At 61.1% G+C, this 17987-nt stretch carries 16 protein-coding genes; 5 read left to right on the top strand and 11 right to left on the bottom strand.

The window, feature by feature from the left end:
• Positions 1-41: 41 nt before the first annotated feature.
• The 5 genes from ACSQ26_RS29035 to ACSQ26_RS29015 form a co-directional block, all read right to left on the bottom strand.
• Complete coding sequence (locus tag ACSQ26_RS29035) at positions 42-1082, bottom strand: heme-dependent oxidative N-demethylase family protein (protein WP_436015687.1); 1041 nt, start codon at positions 1080-1082, stop codon at positions 42-44.
• Positions 1083-1093: 11 nt separating this feature from the next.
• Positions 1094-2056: a PDR/VanB family oxidoreductase gene (locus tag ACSQ26_RS29030; protein WP_436015685.1), complete on the bottom strand. Its 963-nt coding sequence runs from the start codon at positions 2054-2056 to the stop codon at positions 1094-1096.
• Entirely contained in the window at positions 2053-2658 is a 606-nt protein-coding gene (locus ACSQ26_RS29025) for a dimethylamine monooxygenase subunit DmmA family protein (RefSeq protein WP_436015683.1), read from the bottom strand. The genes ACSQ26_RS29030 and ACSQ26_RS29025 overlap by 4 nt, the downstream gene beginning before the upstream one ends.
• Positions 2659-2667: 9 nt before the next feature.
• Positions 2668-3801: an aminomethyltransferase family protein gene (locus ACSQ26_RS29020; protein WP_436015681.1), complete on the bottom strand. Its 1134-nt coding sequence runs from the start codon at positions 3799-3801 to the stop codon at positions 2668-2670.
• 324 nt (positions 3802-4125) lie between these two features.
• Positions 4126-5556, bottom strand: a complete 1431-nt coding sequence (locus ACSQ26_RS29015; RefSeq protein ID WP_436015679.1) for a PLP-dependent aminotransferase family protein — start codon at positions 5554-5556, stop codon at positions 4126-4128.
• An 86-nt stretch (positions 5557-5642) separates the two neighbouring features.
• On the opposite strand from ACSQ26_RS29015, the gene ACSQ26_RS29010 reads away from it, so the two are divergent.
• Positions 5643-6506, top strand: a complete 864-nt coding sequence (locus ACSQ26_RS29010; RefSeq protein WP_436015677.1) for a DMT family transporter — start codon at positions 5643-5645, stop codon at positions 6504-6506.
• Between the two features lie 8 nt (positions 6507-6514).
• On the opposite strand, the gene guaD is transcribed toward ACSQ26_RS29010, so the two are convergent.
• Positions 6515-7870 (bottom strand): guanine deaminase, encoded by a 1356-nt coding sequence (guaD, locus tag ACSQ26_RS29005; protein ID WP_436015770.1) that lies wholly within the window; start codon positions 7868-7870, stop codon positions 6515-6517.
• Positions 7871-8266: 396 nt separating this feature from the next.
• Here guaD and ACSQ26_RS29000 point away from each other — a divergent pair, with 396 nt between their 5' ends.
• Positions 8267-9424 carry an efflux RND transporter periplasmic adaptor subunit gene (locus ACSQ26_RS29000; protein WP_436015675.1) on the top strand — a complete coding sequence of 386 codons (1158 nt, stop codon included), beginning with the start codon at positions 8267-8269 and terminating at the stop codon, positions 9422-9424.
• Between the two features lie 3 nt (positions 9425-9427).
• Positions 9428-12568 carry an efflux RND transporter permease subunit gene (locus ACSQ26_RS28995; protein WP_436015673.1) on the top strand — a complete coding sequence of 1047 codons (3141 nt, stop codon included), beginning with the start codon at positions 9428-9430 and terminating at the stop codon, positions 12566-12568.
• Positions 12569-12635: 67 nt separating this feature from the next.
• Here the strand turns inward: ACSQ26_RS28995 and ACSQ26_RS28990 are convergent, their stop codons facing one another.
• From ACSQ26_RS28990 to ACSQ26_RS28975, 4 genes are read right to left on the bottom strand one after another with little or no spacing between them, the layout of a single operon-like run.
• Positions 12636-13310, bottom strand: coding sequence for a cysteine hydrolase family protein (locus ACSQ26_RS28990; RefSeq protein WP_436015671.1), 675 nt, complete (start codon positions 13308-13310; stop codon positions 12636-12638).
• Between the two features lie 23 nt (positions 13311-13333).
• Positions 13334-13747 (bottom strand): GFA family protein, encoded by a 414-nt coding sequence (locus tag ACSQ26_RS28985; RefSeq protein ID WP_436015768.1) that lies wholly within the window; start codon positions 13745-13747, stop codon positions 13334-13336.
• Between the two features lie 35 nt (positions 13748-13782).
• Positions 13783-14253 carry an SRPBCC family protein gene (locus tag ACSQ26_RS28980; RefSeq protein ID WP_436015669.1) on the bottom strand — a complete coding sequence of 157 codons (471 nt, stop codon included), beginning with the start codon at positions 14251-14253 and terminating at the stop codon, positions 13783-13785.
• A 2-nt stretch (positions 14254-14255) separates the two neighbouring features.
• Complete coding sequence (locus ACSQ26_RS28975; RefSeq protein ID WP_436015667.1) at positions 14256-14570, bottom strand: ArsR/SmtB family transcription factor; 315 nt, start codon at positions 14568-14570, stop codon at positions 14256-14258.
• Positions 14571-14777: 207 nt separating this feature from the next.
• On the opposite strand from ACSQ26_RS28975, the gene ACSQ26_RS28970 reads away from it, so the two are divergent.
• Positions 14778-15485 carry a hypothetical protein gene (locus tag ACSQ26_RS28970; RefSeq protein WP_436015665.1) on the top strand — a complete coding sequence of 236 codons (708 nt, stop codon included), beginning with the start codon at positions 14778-14780 and terminating at the stop codon, positions 15483-15485.
• Here the strand turns inward: ACSQ26_RS28970 and ACSQ26_RS28965 are convergent, their stop codons facing one another.
• A complete protein-coding gene (locus ACSQ26_RS28965; RefSeq protein ID WP_436015663.1) occupies positions 15486-16415 on the bottom strand; it encodes an NADP-dependent oxidoreductase in 930 nt (309 codons plus the stop codon).
• 288 nt (positions 16416-16703) lie between these two features.
• Here ACSQ26_RS28965 and ACSQ26_RS28960 point away from each other — a divergent pair, with 288 nt between their 5' ends.
• Positions 16704-17957, top strand: coding sequence for an MFS transporter (locus tag ACSQ26_RS28960; RefSeq protein WP_436015766.1), 1254 nt, complete (start codon positions 16704-16706; stop codon positions 17955-17957).
• Positions 17958-17987 lie beyond the last annotated feature (30 nt).

Here is a 17987-nt window from a genome sequence, read left to right as displayed (position 1 = left end):
TTCCCTTTTTGATTATATGCCGTGGTCCCCGCGCCCTGATGTCAATCGGGCCAGATGCCGGGGCTGGTCGGCGCGCCGTCGTCATACTTCGATAGCCAGTCGATCGTCGTCTCGCGAAACCGGGTCAGGCCCTTGTAGTCCACCAGTTCCGGCGGCAGAGTGCGCAGCACGCGCGGAAAGCGCCGCGCCCATTTCGGCACCGTCACCAGTTCTTCCATGCTGATCAGATAACAGCGAATAACGAACAGGATGGCATTGGAACGCGGCAGCCGCCAGAGGCTCTGCAATTCGACGCGCAGATGCACCTTTTCGCCCACATTTTCGGGCGTCACGGTCATGCGGTCCGGACCCCATTTGTGGTAGTTTTCCGGGCTCGTATCGAGGCGCGGATTGATCGTCATCGTCCAGTTGAAACGCCGCGTCGGCTTGCCCTGCTGCAGGTTGAGCAGGAATTTCAGCGCCCGCTCGAACACACCGATCTGGTGTGCCAGCGGCACGGGGCCGTGCCATTCCATGAAGTTCATGCCGATGTCGAAATCAAGCGACCAGTCGGCCTGGGTGGTCACCATGCCGGCATCCATCCACAGATTGCCGTCGCGCTGATCGACGATGCAGAAATCGCCCTGTGCCTGGCGGGTGATGTATTCCATCGGCTCGTAGGGCAGGGTGGCGCGGTCGCCGAAGGTGAAGGTATCGTCGATGCCGAGCGGCCGGTTGATCCAGCGCCACTGGTCGCCATTGCGAATGAGCGTGAAATGCTCGGGATACCCCGCCGCCTGCTGTTCCATCAGGAGTTCCAGCGTATCCCACTGCGCCGTCATCATGTGGGGCAGGGCCTGGCAGCGCAGCGGGTCTTCCTTCAGCACCAGCGCCCGGTCATGCATTTCGGCGATATAATGCTCGTCGACGTCGATCAGGCTTTCATAGATCGAGTTGGGCTGGCCGAGAACATGCGGCTCCATGTTGACGGAGTACATGTATTCGTCGCGATCGAAGGGGAAGGGGAAGCGGCGGATATTGGCCGGGCTGTTGCGATAGGTGAAGTCGTCCCGGAACGTTTCCTGCTTGAACTTGATCGTCATGTCAGTGTTCCCTAAAGTTGAAGCACCAGCTGCTGGCCCTTGAAGCGCGATACGCAGACCATGATCTTCTTGCGCTCCGCCTTCTCCTCGTCCGAGAGATAGATGTCGTTGTGCTGAATTTCGCCGTCGCAGGAAAGCACTGACGTCTGGCACTCGCCGCAAGCGCCGCCACGGCACATATAGGGCGCGTCGATGCCGGCGGCCTCGATCGCTTCCAATATGCTCTGGTGCTCGCCGACGGTGATCGAAAGCCTGGATTGTTCGAGCCAGATCTTGAACGGCTGTCCGGGCGGCGGCGCCAGGAAGCGTTCCGAATGCAGGTTCTCGCGCGGCCAGCCGGCTTCGAGCCCGGCCAGCAACACGCCATCGATCATGCCCGCCGGGCCGCAGACATAGAGATGCGTGCCGAGCGGCTGGTTATCGAGGATGGCAGTGAGCGGGATGCGGTCGCCCTCGGCATCGAAATAGGTCTTGATGTGCTGCGGGCCGTACGCGTCCAGCAGTTCCCGCCAATAGGCGCCATGGCTGCGCGACCGCATGGCGTAATGCAGTTCGAACGCGATGTTGTCGCGCGAGAACTGCGCCATCATGGCCAGGAACGGCGTGATGCCGATGCCGCCGGCGATCAATATATGCTTGCGGCCACGGTGATCGGCGGGAAACAGATTGACCGGCTGGCTGACCCGCAGCTCGTCGCCTTCGCCGAGCCGATGCATGAAGACCGAGCCACCGCGCGAATTCTCCACCGCCAGCACGCTGATCTCATAGGCGCTGGAATCGTAAGGCGCCGACATCAGCGAATAGGGGTTGCGGCGCAGGATATCGCCGTCATGCATCGAGACCACGACATGCGAACCGGCCGAGAAATAGGGCATCGGCTGGCCGTCCAGCCGCTCCAGCCGGAAGCGCCTGATCGTCTCGGCCACCGGTGTGATCTTCGCGACCCGGACCGGAATTTCCGTATTGATGCTCACGAGAACAATTCCTCCGGATCGGGTGCGGTGCCGGGTTCCTCCGCATCGATATTGACGCCCTGGAATGCCGCGAGCCGGCGCGAATAGTGATCGCGCACCAGAAGCGACAATCCGCAATGGCTGCACTGGAACGGGCTCACGGTCACATTCTCGGTGATGCCCTTGCAATGAACACACTGGACGCGCCGGGCGAGGGAACCGCGATGCTCGGTGGGAATGGAATTGAAATCCATGCCGAGGTCGAGCGCGATCTGCATCGCCTGGCCGATGAACCCTTCGGTGCCCGATATATAGAGCCGCGTGCCCATGGTCGCATTGGTCAGCGACGCCTTCAGCCGGAAGAGCAGCGTGGCAATGGTCGGCGCCTGCCAGAAGACATCTGCGCCCAAGGCGGCGAGCGCCAGGTCATGATCCTGACCGCGAGAGCTACGCGGCACATACAGTACCTCGCAGCGCGACAGGATCTCCGGCGTCAGCGCCTGCCTCTGTTCGGTCAGCGCCAGCGCACCTTCGCCTTCGAGCGCGATGATGTGGCGTTTTGCATGCGGCTCGATGGCAATGCCCCGATAGGTGGGGCGGCTCTTGATGCCTTGAACGAGCATACTCTACTCCTAACCCACCGCCGTCCGCTTCTTCTTCTCGGGATCATCGAAGGTGATCGTATGCGCGATGGCCTTGGCCTTCACGTTGGCGCCGCGCACTTCGAGGGGCACGCCCTGCTTGGCGACATCGACATCGAGCCGGGCAATCGCCATCGAACGGTTGGTGAGCTTGGAATAGCTGGTGCAGGTGATGACGCCGACCTTTTTATCGCCCTGGAAGACCTCGTCGCCGAGATCGGTCGGGCCATCGGCCTCGATCAGAAGGCCGAAGATCTTGAAGCGCTCCTTGCCCTTGAGCCGCGCATGTTCCTCCGCGCCCCGGAAGCCCGTCTTGCCGGGGCTGACGGTGAAATCGAGGCCGAGCTCCCACAGGCTGTCGCCGGGTTGCTGGTCGGGGAAGGGATACATCTGCGAATTGTCATAGGGGTAGAACAGCAGGTAGCTTTCGACGCGCAGCATGTCGAGCACCGAGAAGCAGACGGGGATGATCCCCATATCCTTGCCTTCGTCGAGAATGCGGTCCCAGACCATCGGCGCATCCTGGCCGCGCACGAAGAGCTCATAGCCGCGCTCGCCGGTATAGCCGGTGCGCGAGATCATCACCGGCGCGCCGAACAGGGTGGTCTGCATGTGGTGGAAATATTTGAGATCGCGGATGCCGGGCACGTGTTTGGCGAGGAAATCCACGGCAATCGGGCCCTGCAGCGAGAGATCATGCAGGTCGTCATCGAACAGCACGGCGCAATTGCGGCCGGCTGCCTGCTTGACGAGCTCCTCATGGCCTGAGCCCGAGCCATGCACCAGCATCCAGGAATTCGGGCCGGTGCGGTAGACGATGCAGTCATCGGTGAACATGCCGCGATCGTTGAGCATGCAGGCATAAACCGAGCGGCCGGGATAAATCTTGGTCATGTCGCGGGTGGTGATATATTCGAGCACCGCGATCGCATGCGGGCCGACCAGATGGACCTTCTTCAGCCCCGACACATCCATCAGCCCCGCCTTGGTGCGGACGGCGATATGCTCCTGATAGATGTCCTTGTCGTAGGTCCAGGCGGTTCCCATGCCGCTCCAGTCCTCGAGTTTCGACCCGAGTGCGCGATGCCGGTCAGCGAGAGCTGAAAAACGCCACGATAGAGCCATGCCCATTCCCCTTTTATTTCCTGTCTGGAATATTTCTTTCCTGACTATATGATTTCGCGGCGTGAAACAAGCTTCCGCCGATCATGCGCGGGAAAAAATGCAGTGGTCAAGCGAGAAGGTGGTGGCTCAGCAAGTCGTGCTGGCTCCCTCTTCTCCCCAGCGGGGAGAAGGTGGCGCGTAGCGCCGGATGAGGGGGTGCGCGAAGCGCCAAAGCCGCGCCCGGAAGCCCCCTCATCGCCTCGCATGCGCTCGGCACTTCTCCCCGCTGGGGAGAAGAGGGAGCCAGCCGCAGCGCCATCTCTTCAAACGCGATCGCCCCGCCTTCTATACCTTCGGTTTCGCACGCTTCAGGGATTCGCGCAGCACATCATAAATATATGGGTCGAGCGTCTGCGAAACATTGAAACGCATGAAATTCGTCGCGGTCTGCGACAGGCTGAAGGCGTTGCCGGGGGCCATGACGATGTCTTTTTCGAGCGCCGCACGGGCGATATCGGCGGCGTCGATGCCATCCGGCAGGCTGCACCAGAGGAACATGCCGGCCTGTGGCTGCAGCCACGGCACGATGCCCAGATCCTTCAGCCGGGTGGTGACATCGAACATCGCCCGCGAGAGCCGACCGCGCAGGATTTCGAGGTGCTTGCGGTAGCCGCCGTCGCTTAGCACATTCAGCACCAGTTCGGCCGAGAGGCGGCCGCCGCCGAAGGATGTCGCGATCTTGAGGTCGGTCAGCCCGTCGATCCATTCCGATTTGGCGGCGATGAAGCCGCAACGCGCCGAGGCGGACAGTGTTTTCGAGAAACTGCCGATATGGATGACGCGATCCAGTCCATCGAAGGCCGCCAGGCGCGGGGCGGGGGTATGCTCGAAATCGGCGAAGATATCGTCCTCGATAATGGTGAGGTCGTGCTGGTCGGCGAGCTTCAGCACCCTGTGGGCCACCACGGGCGATAGCGTCGCCCCGGTCGGGTTCTGGATTCCCGAATTGGTGACGTAGAGGCGCGGCTTATGCTCCTTCAGCACCTCGGCGAACGCCTCGATATCGGGCCCCGTCGCCGTATAGGGAACGCTGACGATCTTGGCGCGATGCGCCCGCAGCAGCGCGTTGAAATTGAAATAGCAGGGATCGTCGACCAGAACCGTATCGCCGGGTTCGATCAGCAGCCGGCAGAGCAGGTCGATCGCCTGGATGCCGGATTCGGTCAGGATGATCTGTTCCGGCGAGGCCTCGATGCCGCGATCGGCCATGCGCCGGGCGATGAGATTGCGGAGCGGCGGTAGCCCGAGCGGCGATCCGTATGCCAGCAATACCGGGGCATCGGCGCGGGTGAGCGTACGCAGAGATTTACGCACGCCTTCCTCCGGCAGCCATGACGGCGGCAGCCAGCCGCAACCGGGCTTCAGCCCCGTATCCCCGGTTTCGAGCGATTGCCGCGACACCCAGAAGGGATCGATCGCCCTGTCGAGTCGTGGCCCGACCTCGGAGAGCGTGAAGGGTGCGGCGTGATTGGCGACATAGAAGCCCGAGCCCGGCCGCGACAGGATCGTGCCCTCGGCGACCAGCCTCTCATAGGCATCGACCACCGTCGAGGTCGAGACTTTTGACGTGGCCGCCAGTCCCCGGACCGATGGAAGCTTGGCGCCGGGCGTCAGGCTGCGGCCGGCGATCCGTTGCTTAATAACAGCCATGACTATCGCCACGCGGGTGGGGCTTGTGGTGCCAGGTTCGCTCATCCGTACTGTTCTCCAGACCATAACAGTTTTGCGAAACCGTATCAGACTGTCTCTGGCATTGCCACCGGATTTCCCGCGATATGGATGCAGCAATATTGGAGTGGATGATGGACCGCATGACATCGGGCTGGATCAATGGCTTTATCGGCGTGGTGATCTTCAGCGGATCGCTGCCCGCCACCCGCGTGGCCGTGGCACAATTCGATCCGGTGTTCCTCACCACGATCCGGGCCGCGATCGCCGGCGTGCTGGCCCTCGGATTGCTGCTGCTGTTCAGGGAGAAGCGGCCGACACGGCGCGATATCGTTTCGCTCGTGGTCGTGGCGCTCGGCGTCGTGGTCGGCTTTCCGCTGCTGACCGCCTTGGCGCTCAAGCATGTCACCTCGGCCCATTCCATCGTTTTCATCGGCCTGTTGCCGCTGGCCACCGCGATCTTCGGCGTCATCCGTGGCGGCGAGCGGCCGAAGCCGGCTTTCTGGCTGTTCTCGATCCTGGGCAGCGCACTGGTCGCGGGGTTCGCCATGGCGCAGGGGCTGCAGGCCTCACCCGTGGGCGATACGCTGATGCTGGCGGCGGTGATCGTCTGCGGTCTGGGCTATGCCGAGGGTGCGAAACTCTCGCGCACGCTCGGCGGCTGGCAGGTGATTTCCTGGGCGCTGGTGTTGTCGCTGCCGGTGATGATCGCAGCCGCGATCCTCTATCGGCCCATCACACTCGCCGGCATCGAAGTGCCGGCGATGCTCGGGCTTGCCTATGTCTCGCTGTTCAGCATGCTGATCGGCTTCGTCTTCTGGTATCGCGGCCTGGCCCAGGGCGGCATCGCGGCCGTAGGGCAGTTGCAGTTGCTGCAGCCGTTCTTCGGCCTGGCGCTCGCTGCCACCCTGCTCGGCGAATCCGTGACATGGGGCATGCTGGCGGTAACGGTCGCGGTTATCCTCTGCGTGGCGGGTGCCCGCAGGTTTGCCAGATAAAAGGCAGATCAGGTGGCACCGGACGCTTCATTGCGGTATTGCAGCTGCCCGGCGATGTAAGTCGCCTGCACGGCCCGGTCGTCTCCCAGGGTCATCTGAATGAACAGCGCTTCCTGCAGGTCCTTGGCAAACTCCATCCGGTATTTGATAATCGGCGTCGACTTCATGTTGAGCACGACGATGTCGGCCTCCATTCCGACCGCTATGCTGCCGACCTTGTCGTCGATATACATGGCGTTCGCGGTGCCGCGCGTGGCCATGTAATAGGCATGGCCGGCCGTCAGCGCGTAGTTGTTGAGCTGGGCGGCTTTGTAGGCCTCGTTGAGAGTCGCAAGGATCGAAAATGATGTGCCTGCACCGAGATCCGTGCCAAGGCCGACCCGCACGGGGCGCTCCTTCTTCATCGCGCGCCCGACGTTGAAATAGCCGCTGCCGAGAAAGAAATTCGACGTCGGGCAGTGCGAGATGGCCGACCCGGTCGTATGCATGCATTGCATTTCATCGTCGTCCAGATGGATACCGTGGCCGAAGACGGCGCGCGGGCGGCAGAGCTTGTGATGATCGTAGACATCGAGATAGCCCTTCTGGTCGGGGAAGAGTTCCTTCACCCAGGCAATCTCGCTCTTGTTCTCCGACACGTGCGTCTGCATGTAGCAATCCGGGTGTTCGTTCCAGAGCACGCCTGCGGATTCAAGTTGGTCTGCGGTGCTGGTCGGTGCAAAACGGGGCGTAATCGCATACATCAGGCGGCTGCGGCCATGCCATTTGTTGATCAGGGCCTTGGAGTCGTCGTAGCCCGACTGGGTGGTGTCGAGAAGATAGTCCGGAGCATTGCGGTTCATCAGCACCTTGCCCGCGGCCATCCGCATGCCAAGCCTTTCGGCCTCCTCGAACAATGCATCGACTGATTGAGGAAAAACCGTGCAATAGACGCAACTCGTCGTGATGCCGTTTTTCAGGCATTCCTGCAGGAACACCTTCGCGACGGAACTCGCAAATTCCTTGTCGGCGTATCTCCGTTCGGTCGGGAATACATATGCATCGAGCCAGTCGAGAAGCTGCGCGCCGAACGCCCCGATCATCGGCGTCTGGGGAAAGTGGACATGGCTGTCGAGAAACCCGGCGGAGATCAGCGAGTCGGACCCGTAATTCTCAATCGGCAGGCCGGAAGGCAATTGCGAATGGATGTCCGCAGCAGGCCCGAAATGGGTGATCTTGCCACCGCCAAACGCGACGATCGCGTCTGACTCGTAAACCATCGTATGTTCCAATCCCTCCTTGAAGGGGTTGCCCGTGAACGTGAGAACCGGACCGCGTATGGCGGCCGTGGGAGTTGGGTTTTCTATTGTCTGACTCACTGCCATGACGCGACCTAACGAGTTGGATTTCCCCATGCGTTGGTATTTCTCCCAGGAAGAATGCGTTCTCTGTGGGGTCACCAGTCGCATTTGGCATTGCCAGGTGTTTTTTGCAATCGGTTTCCCGGTTGTGTTCACGGCTTCCGCAGATGGAGCCGGAGCAGCTCGAGATTGCTGGTCGGGCGGGAACCACCACACGATCGGTTGCCGGCAGCGCTGCAAATACCGGTTGTCTTTCCAAGGGCGTCGTGAGAGGATTATCACTCAAACCGATTGAGTGTGTTTGACATCAAAAGTCTGAGCCGACGTTATTTTCCACGAAGGCTAAGTGTCATGTCCTGACATAACTTGGGAATCACCGGTTCCTGAGAGCGTTATTTGTCACGCTAGGGGAGGCTGAGTGTGGTTGGTGGTAGCACGAAGGAGAGCTGCTTCGGTCTGGTCGTTGCAGCGGTGTTCATTGTCACCGTGACTACGAGCTTTGGCGCGGCAGGGCAGGAAAAAGAGACGCCAGCCAAGCCACTGCCGACCGTTACCGTAATGCCGGTAGTCTCGAAAGACATTCAGCCTTCCATCTCTTTTACCGGACGCGTCGAAGCCATAGACAAGGTGACATTGCGCGCTCGTGTTGATGGCTTCCTGGAGCAAAGGCGCTTCTCGGAAGGACAGGACGTCAAGGCCGGCGACCTTCTCTATGTCATGGAGAAGGGACAGTATGAGGCTGCCCTTGCACAGGCGCAGGGTGCCGTCGAGTCGGAGCAGGCCGCGCTGGAGCTTGCCAACATCGAGGTGGGTCGACTGAACACCCTTATTGCGAAGAATGCTGCGCCCAAAGCGCAACTTGACGTAGCGACGGCCAAGCAGAAAGAGTCCAAGGCACGTCTTTCCCAGCTCCTGGCAGCACTTGACAAGGCCAAGCTGGACCTTGGTTATACCGATATCCGGGCTCCGATCGCGGGACGCATCGGTCGTTCGCAATATTCTATCGGTAACTTCGTCGGTCCGTCGAGCGACGCGCTGGCAACGATCGTCAGTCAGGATCCGATCTACGTGACATTCTCTGTCTCCCAGCGCGAAATTCTGGCAGTTCGCGAAAAACTGGGCAGCGCCGGAAAACTCGGCGACAATGTGAACGCGGCAATTGTTCTGGTGCAGCTTGCCGACGGAAAACAGTATCCCGAACCCGGAAAAGTCAATTTCGTCGACGTTACCGTGGATCAAGGCACCGACACGGTGCCGGTGCGCGCGACCTTTCCCAATTCCGACCGCATCCTTATCGATGGCCAACTCGTCAATGTCATCGTTGAGAGCGGGACTACGAAGACCATGTTGCTCGTACCGCAGTCGGCGATCCAGATGGACCAGGCCGGTCCTTATGCGCTTGTCGTCGACAAGAGCAACAAGATTGAAGTTCGGCGGATTGAGCCAGGGCAGGTTCAGGGCGCCGATCTTGCGGTAACAAAGGGCCTTGCGGCGGGCGAAATGGTGGTCACCGAGGGGGTGCAGAAGGTTCGTCCCGGCCAGGTCGTAGAGCCGGTCGTCGTCAAATCGGGTTCCTGAGCCATGCTGTCCACGATTTTCATCGATCGGCCACGGCTTGCGGTTGTCATTTCACTGGTCATCACTATCGCGGGCCTCGTGGCCCTCGCCTCCATTCCAATAGCGCAATTCCCGGACATCGTGCCGCCGCAGGTCTCTGTGACCGTCAGCTATCCCGGTGCGAGCGCGGAGATCGTTCAGCAGTCCGTGGCCCAGCCGATTGAATCGCGCGTCGTCGGCGTCGACAACATGATCTACATGAAATCGACAAGCGGCAACGATGGCAGCTACACGCTCACTGTCAGCTTCGCGGTCGGTACCAATCCCGATATCAATGCGGTCAATGTGCAGAACCGCGTCAACCTCGCCGAAGCGCAACTTCCGCAGGAGGCTCGGGCTCAGGGCATCAACGTCAAGAAAAAGTCCTCGGCGCTGATGCAACTTATCTCGCTGACGTCTCCGAATGGCAGTCGTGACCAGCTTTTCCTGTCGAACTACGCGACGATAAACATTATCGACGGCCTGAAGCGCATACCTGGTGTCGGCGATGTCTCACTCCTGACGCCGTCCGATTACAGCATGCGTATCTGGGTTACCCCCCAACGCCTTACGAACTACGGCTTGACCCCGAAGGATATCGTCGATGCACTCAAGAGCCAGAACATCCAGGCAGCAATCGGCCGCATAGGCGCCCAGCCTGCCTTGCCTGACCAGCAATTTCAGCTCACCATTCAGACCAAGGGACGCCTTTCGACCATACAGGAATTTGAAAGTGTCGTCCTCAGAGCCAATCCCGACGGCTCGTTCGTGAGGATCCGCGACGTTGCGCGCGTTGAGCTCGCCTCGAAGTCGTCCGAACAAATCGGAAGACAGGACGGCGCGGCCGCCGCCGTCCTCGGCATCTATCAGGCACCCGGAGGCAACGCGATCGCCACCGCCGAGGCGATCGGCAAACTGCTTGAGACGCTGAAACCTTCATTCCCGGAAGGTGTCGAGTACCAGATCACCTATGACACGACAAAGTTTGTCGAGGAGAGCATCCAGGAGGTCGTCAAGACTTTGATCGAGGCCTTCATCCTCGTCGTCCTCGTCGTCTATCTGTTCCTGGGAAGCGTGCGCGCGACGCTCATCCCGCTGATCGCCGTGCCGGTATCGCTTGTTGGAACGTTCGCGGTGATGCTGGCACTGGGGTTTTCGGCCAATACGGTATCGCTTCTTGCGCTCGTTCTGGCGATCGGCATCGTGGTCGACGACGCCATCGTGGTGGTCGAAGCGGTCGAGGCGCATCTGGAAAAGGATCCGAGCATTACCCCGGCCGAGGCGGCTCGCCGCGCCATGGGGGAAATCACCGCTCCCATCATCGCAATCACACTGGTGCTGCTCTCGGTGTTCGTACCTGTAGCCTTCATCCCAGGCATATCCGGCGAGCTCTTCCGGCAATTCGCCGTTGCGGTGTCGGTATCCATGGTGATTTCCGCCATCTGCGCGCTCACGCTCTCGCCCGCTCTCTGCGGGGTTTTGCTCAAGGCACATCAGGGCCCGAAGCGCGGCCCGATCCGCTATATTCAAAAGGGCATCGATCTCGCTCGCGACGGCTATGCGTCCATAGTGCGTCGGCTGGTTCGCATCGCCGTGCTCGGCCTGGTCGTGCTGGCCGTTCTTGCCGCGGGTACAGGCTGGCTGTTCACCGCGACGCCCACGGGCTTCCTTCCCTCGGAGGATCAAGGCGCGATCTTTGGCGAAATCGTCCTGCCGGACGGCGCTTCCGTCAACCGGACCGATGCCGTCACCAAGCGGATCGAAGAGATCATACGTAAAACGGATGGCGTTCAGGGCGTCATGTCCGTGGTCGGCTACAGCCTGCTTGACGGTCAGGTAAAATCGAACGCGGCCCTGCTCGCAATAACCCTGAAGCCTTTCGCGGAGCGCACCGAGCCGGCGCTTTCGGCGAACGGCCTGATCTCCACCCTTGGCCTCGAGCTGCAAAAAGTCGTCGAAGCCAATGTGATCGTCTACAACCTGCCGCCGATCATCGGACTGGGGACGGGCGGCGGCTTCGAATACCAGCTCCTGAGCCTCGGTGGCGCCAGCTCCACCGAAATCGCGCAGGTCGCGCGCGGACTTGTGTTTGCGGCAAACCAGGCTCCGGCACTGGATCGGGTCTTCACGACCTATGCGGCCGCCACGCCTCAACTTTATCTCGAAATCGACCGGGAGAAATTGCAGACGCTCGGCATCGAGGTTTCGGATGTTTTCAATGTCCTTCAGTCGATCCTCGGCAGTGCCTATGCCAACGACTTCAACTTGTTCGGCCGAACCTGGCAGGTGACGGTTCAGGGCGAGGCCTCCGCGCGGGCGAAGATCGACGACATCTATCAGATCAACGTCAGAAACAACAAGGGACAGATGGTCCCGATCAGAGCCTTTGCCGAAGTCCGCCTCATTCTCGGGCCGCAGCTCGTCGTACGCTATAACAATTATGCAAGTGCGACGATCAATGGCGGGCCGGCACCGGGGCGCAGTTCGGGCGAGGCGATCGCCGCGATGCAGGACGTTTCCACATCGACACTGCCGCCGGGCTATACCTACGAATGGACCGGGACCGCGCTCCAGGAGATCGAGGCGAGCGGTCAGACGACGATCATATTGGGCCTTGCCGTGCTCTTTGCCTATCTGTTCCTCGTGGCGCTCTATGAGAGCTGGTCGATCCCGGTCGCCGTGCTGTTGTCGGTGACAGCCGGCATCACCGGTTCGATGCTGGCGCTCAAGATCGCCGGTCTCGACAACAACATTTACGCCCAGGTCGGCCTCGTCGTTCTCATCGCTCTTGCTGCGAAGAACGGCATTCTGATTGTCGAGTTCGCCATGGAGCGACGCGAACGCGGGCTGGGAATCTCGGAAGCGGCTGTGGAAGGCGCACGCGAACGCTTTCGCGCCGTGATGATGACGAGCTTTGCGTTTATTGCCGGCCTCATCCCGCTGGTTGTTGCGGAAGGCGCTGGCATGCTCAGCCGCCGCGGTGTCGGCACAGTCGTGTTCGGCGGCATGCTGGGCGCGGCACTGGTCGGTATTTTCCTGATCCCCGTGCTCTACGTGGCCTTTCAGTGGTCCCGGGAGAAGGTGAAGGGCGTCAAAAGCATACAAGAGCAGCCGCCTGCCACGTAGTGTTCGGCGTTGAGAGAAAGATGCCGGCAGGCAGATGAGGGGCTTTCAAAAGCACAGCACGGATGCTTTAGCCGGACTTCTCCGCAAGCTTCGCCAGCCCCGCCAGCACGGCCTTCGAATCCGCCAGCGCGCCGAAGACGCCAAATTCCACGGTCACCATGTGCAGCGCCGCCGCGTGGGCATATTGGTCGCCGCTCGCGCAGGCGTCCGAAATCGTCAGGCACTGGAAATTGCGGTCGCAGGCCTCGCGCAGCGTCGTATGGACGCAGACATCGGTGGTGCAGCCGCTGAACAGCAGGTGGGTGATGCCCCGGGCGCGCAGCACATGCTCGAAATCGGTGTAAGTGAAGCCGCTGTTGCAGGTCTTGTCGACGATGATATCCGCAGGCTGGACATCGACCTCCGGCACGATCTGGAAGCCCTTGGCCGAACGCAGCAGCACGTCGGTACCTTCGAGGCCGCTCTGTGCACGGCGCCATTTCTCGTAGGGCGTCATGTCGGCCATGTCGCCGCGATAGCCTTGGCGGGTATGGATGATATGCATGCCGGCGGCACGACAAGCTTTGATCAGCGCGTTGACGGTTGGCAGGATCGCCCGAAGCGGCGACGGATCGTAGCCCTGCAGGGCGAAATAGCCGGTCTCGGAGAGAAAATCCTCCTGCAGGTCGATCACGATCAGCGCCGTCGCCGCCGGGTTCAGATTGCCGTCATAGGGATAGTTGAATGGCGTCGCGTCGATCATCTGCGGTTCCTTTTCCAGCGGCACTATCCCGGCATTTTCTCGAATGTCTTGAGCGCGGGATCGAGCGTATCCCATGCATGGCCGCGAACTGTATAGGTAACCACCTGCGGATTGAACAGGGCGGGGTTATCAAGGCTACCTGCGGCGATCGCAATAAAGTCCCCCGCCTCCGGAAATGTCAGATAGACCGGCGTTCCACAGGTCGGGCAGAAGGCCTGGATCTTTTCCTTGCCGCTATCGGCGATCATCCTCCAGGTGCGCACTTCACCCTTGATCGTCACCTCGGCGCGCCGGGGGAAGGTTAGGTAGGATCCGTGCCCCGTGCCGCTGCGTACCTGGCAATCTTTGCATTGGCAATGGTTCTCGAAGATCGGCTGGCTCGTGGTTTCATAGCGGATCGCGCCGCAGGCGCAGCCGCCGATAAAATGCTTGGTCATCGTCATTCTCCAGATGTGGAATGTATGGATTACGATCAGGCCGCCGATTTCGGCTTGGCGAAGACGTCGAGCCCCTGGCCGGTTTCGAGGAAGGACTTCATGCTGGAGAGCACGGCGGGCCAACCCTGTTTCACGCCCTTCGCCATGCCGCTATCGGCCTGGAGTTCGTCATGGCTGACGGTCAGCCGCACCATGCCGCCGTTGAACTCCTCGATCGCGAAGGTCACCCGGCTGTAGGCCTCGGGATCGGCGGCCTGCGAGGCATTCGCCCAGGTGATGACGAGGCGGTCCGGCGGCGAGACCTCGATGACCTCGCCAACGAGTTCGACAGTCCGCGTGTCATTGGCGCGGATGTGCTCCCATTTCGATCCCGGCCGCCAGTCGGAGACGTTCTCGTGGCCCCAGTAGCGCTTGGCGATATCCGGCTTGGTGATTGCTTCGAACACCTTTTCAGGGGTCGAGAGAATATAGGTCACATAGACGAAGCTGGTCTTTTCCCTGGTCATCGTCATTCTCCTTCGAGTTCTTTTTTCAGGTCGTGCAGCAGGCTGAGCCGCTGATGTTCGAATCTCCGTATCCACCGCTCATAGACCTCGTAGAGCGGCACGGGATTGATGAAATGCAGCTTCTCCCGCCCACGCCTCACCGTGCTCACCAGGTTCGCCGCCTCCAGTATTCCGAGATGCTGGGTGGCGGATTGCCGGGCCATATCGAGATGTTCGCAAAGCTCGCCGAGCGTCTGCCCGTTCCTCTCACAGAGAAGATCCAGCAGCTTCCTGCGTGTCGGGTCGCCCAGCGCCTTGAAAACCTCGTCCGTGTCCATCGGTGTCTCTCGAATGCGAGGGATAATATGCAGGTAAATACCTGCATGTCAAGTGGGGGTTGGAATGCGTGATCCGGTCGGTGCTCGCAAGGCAGTGAACAGATTGTTGGACAACGCAACCAAGGATATGGATATAACCGATCAGATGGTCGCGGCATTCTGAAAGAACCCCCGAAACCCAATCGAAATTGTATGGTTGATAGCCCAATGTCCTTTGCCTATTTCCTCTCTTTTGAAAATACTCCCGGCCATTCGATTGGTTTGCCAGAGCCCGCGCTGCCGGCTCTCCGGACCCTTCTCGCCGGCGTTGCCGGCCTCGAACGGGCGTTGATTTTCACGCCCGAAACGACAACTGACCGGTTCATCGATGACGGCACGCCGCCGCCCTTGTCGCTCCAGCTCTATTTCGCCGAATTGCCTGATCTGGAGGCCGCTGCGTCGGCCGGCGGACCACTTCAGCTGCTCGTTGGCACCGGTCTGCTCGGTGATTTAGGCGATGCGGCGATCAACCAGCAGGCCTTCTATGCGCGATCGTATCCCGTCGACGATCCCGTCGTTCGGCCCGGTACGTCCGGTCTGCCCTGCAGCTTCGTCGTGCATTACGAGGGCCCCGCGGCTGACCTCAATCTCTGGCTTTCCAACTATATCGAGAGCCACCCGCCGGTCATGCGCCAGTTCCCCGGCATCCGTTCGATCGAGATTATGTCGCGCGTCGACTGGTGCGGCAGCCTGCCCTGGCTTCGCGCCAACCATATGCAGCGCAACCGCGTGATGTTCGACAGCGCCGAGGCGCTGACCGCAGCCCTGGCTTCGCCGGCAAGGCTTCAGCTTCGCAGGGATTTCGAGAAGTTCCCGCCATACGAAGGCGGCATTTTCCACTATCCGATGGCAACCGAAGAGGTGCTTCCCGGCTGACTACATCGTCAGCACCAGCCGGCCGCGCGTGACCTGGCCGGACTGGATGAGCCGGTGCGCTTCCGCCGCTTCCGACAGCGGCATGGTCGACGAGACCTGTGGCCGGAAGACGCCGGACGCCATCATGCCGACGACCCTCGCGATCATCTCCGGATCGTCGGCAGGCCCCTTGTAGCCGAGGGTCACTGTGACGCCGAATTCAGCGCCGCGATCGACAATCGGCAGGGCGTTCAGATAGATGAGCCGTCCGCCACGCCGCATGACGGCATAGGAGCGGTCGTGGACCGCCCCGCCCATCAGGTCGAAGACCACGTCGATGTCGCGAAGGGTGGCGAAATCTTCGTTGTCGTAAGCAATGGCCGTATCTGCCCCGAGACTGGCGACATAGTCCTTGTTGGAGGCGCGGCAGGTGGCCGCGACATGGGCGTCGGCGGCGTGGCAAAGCTGCACCAGTATGCCGCCAACCGCGCCGGCGCCACCATGAACGAGCACGCGTTCGCCGCGTTTCACCATCGCCATGTCGAAGCAAACCAACGCATTGATGCCAGCGTTCAGCCCGGCCGCCGCCTGCGCCGGCGCAAGGGAAGGGGGGATGAGCGCGATATTGCGGAGGGGCAGGGCGACCTTTTCCGCATAAATGCCACCCTTGGCCGCGCCCGCGAGCACGCTGACACGATCGCCCGGTTTGAGATCGGTAACATCAGTGCCCACAGCTTCGACGATGCCGGCACCTTCGCGCCCCGGAATGAAGGGAAAATCAGTCTTGAAATGCGCCTGCAACAGGCCCTGTCGCAGCTTCCAGTCGAACGGTGCGACACAGGCCGCCTCCAGCCGCACCAGCACTTCGCCCTCCGCCGGAACCGGATCAGCAATGTCTACATATTCAAGCACATCAGGCCCGCCGAACGATCTGTAGAGTGCTGCCTTCATGCTGGTTGTCCTTTGTCGGCGGATCGCCGCTGCCGCGCCGAACGAGGGATGCGGCTTCGGCTGGCTGAGAAGGTTTAGACATAAAATATATCGTCTCGCAAGACGGGTTTGCGGGTGCAGGCGCAATGCCGAGGGCCGATCCGCATTTGTCGCGACGATCGCGGTTGAGCTTCTACCGGTCATTGGGTATCCAAGGCACCGGAGCTCGCTGCACCGAACCGATGTTCTTGGCGGCATTCCGAGAGCTTTCAGTTCATAATCGCATCCCGAGGAGTCGTTGCCGTGGCCTTGATCGAAAAGAAGATGGCTGCGGCGGGTGGCTCTGGTTCTGGAGAGATCGATTCCAGATATGCCTGGTGGCGGCTGGTCCTCACGCTCATTCTCGGCACCGTTGCCTGCGTCGGCAATTGGTCCGTCGTGGTGCTTCTTCCAACCCTTCAGCTCGAGTTCGAGACGGTGCGTGGCGGTGCTTCGTTGCCTTATACCTGCACGATGCTTGGCTTTGCCTTTGGCGGAGTGGCGATGGGGCGGCTGGCCGATCGGGGCGGCATCGTCGTGCCGGTGCTTATCGGGGCGTTCCTGCTCTGCATTGGCTATATCATGGCCGCCTTTACCGCCAATATCTGGCAGTTCGCCGCCTGCTCGCTGGTCATCGGCCTTGGATCGGCTGCCGGCTTCTCGCCGCTGATATCCGACCTCTCGCTTTGGTTCAGCAGGCACCGGGCGCTCGCGGTCGCCTTCGCGGCCTCGGGCAGCTATCTCTCGGGCGCGGTTTGGCCGATGGTCATCGAGCATTTCCAGACGAGCCAGGGCTGGCGCGCCACCCATATCGGAATCGGCATCTTCGTGCCGCTGGTGATGGTGCCCATCGGCCTGCTGCTGCAGCGGCGTCTGAAGGCCGTTACCTATGTCCAGGCGGAGGCCGTTACCGAAGCAGCACGCAGCGAACTGGGTTTAAGCCCCAACGCGCTGCAGGCTATTCTCGTCGTGGCCGGCTTTGCGTGTTGCATGGCAATGTCGATGCCGCAGGTCCATATCGTCGCCTATTGCGGGGATCTCGGCTATGGCGTGGCGGTGGGCACGCAGATCATCGCCTTGATGCTCGGGCTGGGTGTGGTCAGCCGCCTGGCGTCCGGGGCGGTCGCCGACCGGATCGGTGCCGGTCCGATGCTGATCCTCGGCTCCTCGATGCAGGCGGCAGCGCTGCTGCTCTATCTGTTTTTCAACAGCCAGTCGTCGCTCTATGTAATCTCCGGCCTGTTCGGGTTATTCCAGGGTGGCATCGTTCCGATGTATGCGGTGATCATTCGCAAGTACCTGCCGCCGCGTGAGGCCGGCATCCGGATCAGCCTGGTGTTGATGGCGACGGTCCTCGGCATGGCGTGTGGAGGCCTGGCGGCGGGCTATATTTTCGACGCCACCGGCTCGTATCGTCTGGCCTTCCTGCACGGCTTCCTTTGGAACTGCGTCAATCTTGCCTTGGTGAGCTGGTTGATCCTGTGGCCTTGGATGCGTCGGCGGAGCCGAGCGGTGGCGACGTGAGGCGGATGGTTTTCTCGGATAGCGACGATG

The sequence above is a fragment of the Rhizobium sp. LjRoot254 genome (genome assembly GCF_964254105.1).
GTDB lineage: Bacteria > Pseudomonadota > Alphaproteobacteria > Rhizobiales > Rhizobiaceae > Rhizobium_E.
The sequence above is the reverse complement of the archived record's forward strand: the minus strand, read 5'-3'. Positions and strand labels throughout refer to the sequence as shown.

Coding starts and splice junctions, on each gene's coding strand:
- ACSQ26_RS29035 (WP_436015687.1), bottom strand. CDS start 1,082: ATGACGATCAAGTTCAAGCAGGAAACGTTCCGGGACGACTTCACCTAT.
- ACSQ26_RS29025 (WP_436015683.1), bottom strand. CDS start 2,658: ATGCTCGTTCAAGGCATCAAGAGCCGCCCCACCTATCGGGGCATTGCC.
- ACSQ26_RS29020 (WP_436015681.1), bottom strand. CDS start 3,801: ATGGCTCTATCGTGGCGTTTTTCAGCTCTCGCTGACCGGCATCGCGCA.
- ACSQ26_RS29015 (WP_436015679.1), bottom strand. CDS start 5,556: ATGGTCTGGAGAACAGTACGGATGAGCGAACCTGGCACCACAAGCCCC.
- ACSQ26_RS29010 (WP_436015677.1), top strand. CDS start 5,643: ATGGACCGCATGACATCGGGCTGGATCAATGGCTTTATCGGCGTGGTG.
- guaD (WP_436015770.1), bottom strand. CDS start 7,870: ATGGCAGTGAGTCAGACAATAGAAAACCCAACTCCCACGGCCGCCATA.
- ACSQ26_RS28995 (WP_436015673.1), top strand. CDS start 9,428: ATGCTGTCCACGATTTTCATCGATCGGCCACGGCTTGCGGTTGTCATT.
- ACSQ26_RS28990 (WP_436015671.1), bottom strand. CDS start 13,310: ATGATCGACGCGACGCCATTCAACTATCCCTATGACGGCAATCTGAAC.
- ACSQ26_RS28985 (WP_436015768.1), bottom strand. CDS start 13,747: ATGACCAAGCATTTTATCGGCGGCTGCGCCTGCGGCGCGATCCGCTAT.
- ACSQ26_RS28980 (WP_436015669.1), bottom strand. CDS start 14,253: ATGACCAGGGAAAAGACCAGCTTCGTCTATGTGACCTATATTCTCTCG.
- ACSQ26_RS28975 (WP_436015667.1), bottom strand. CDS start 14,570: ATGGACACGGACGAGGTTTTCAAGGCGCTGGGCGACCCGACACGCAGG.
- ACSQ26_RS28970 (WP_436015665.1), top strand. CDS start 14,778: ATGTCCTTTGCCTATTTCCTCTCTTTTGAAAATACTCCCGGCCATTCG.
- ACSQ26_RS28965 (WP_436015663.1), bottom strand. CDS start 16,415: ATGAAGGCAGCACTCTACAGATCGTTCGGCGGGCCTGATGTGCTTGAA.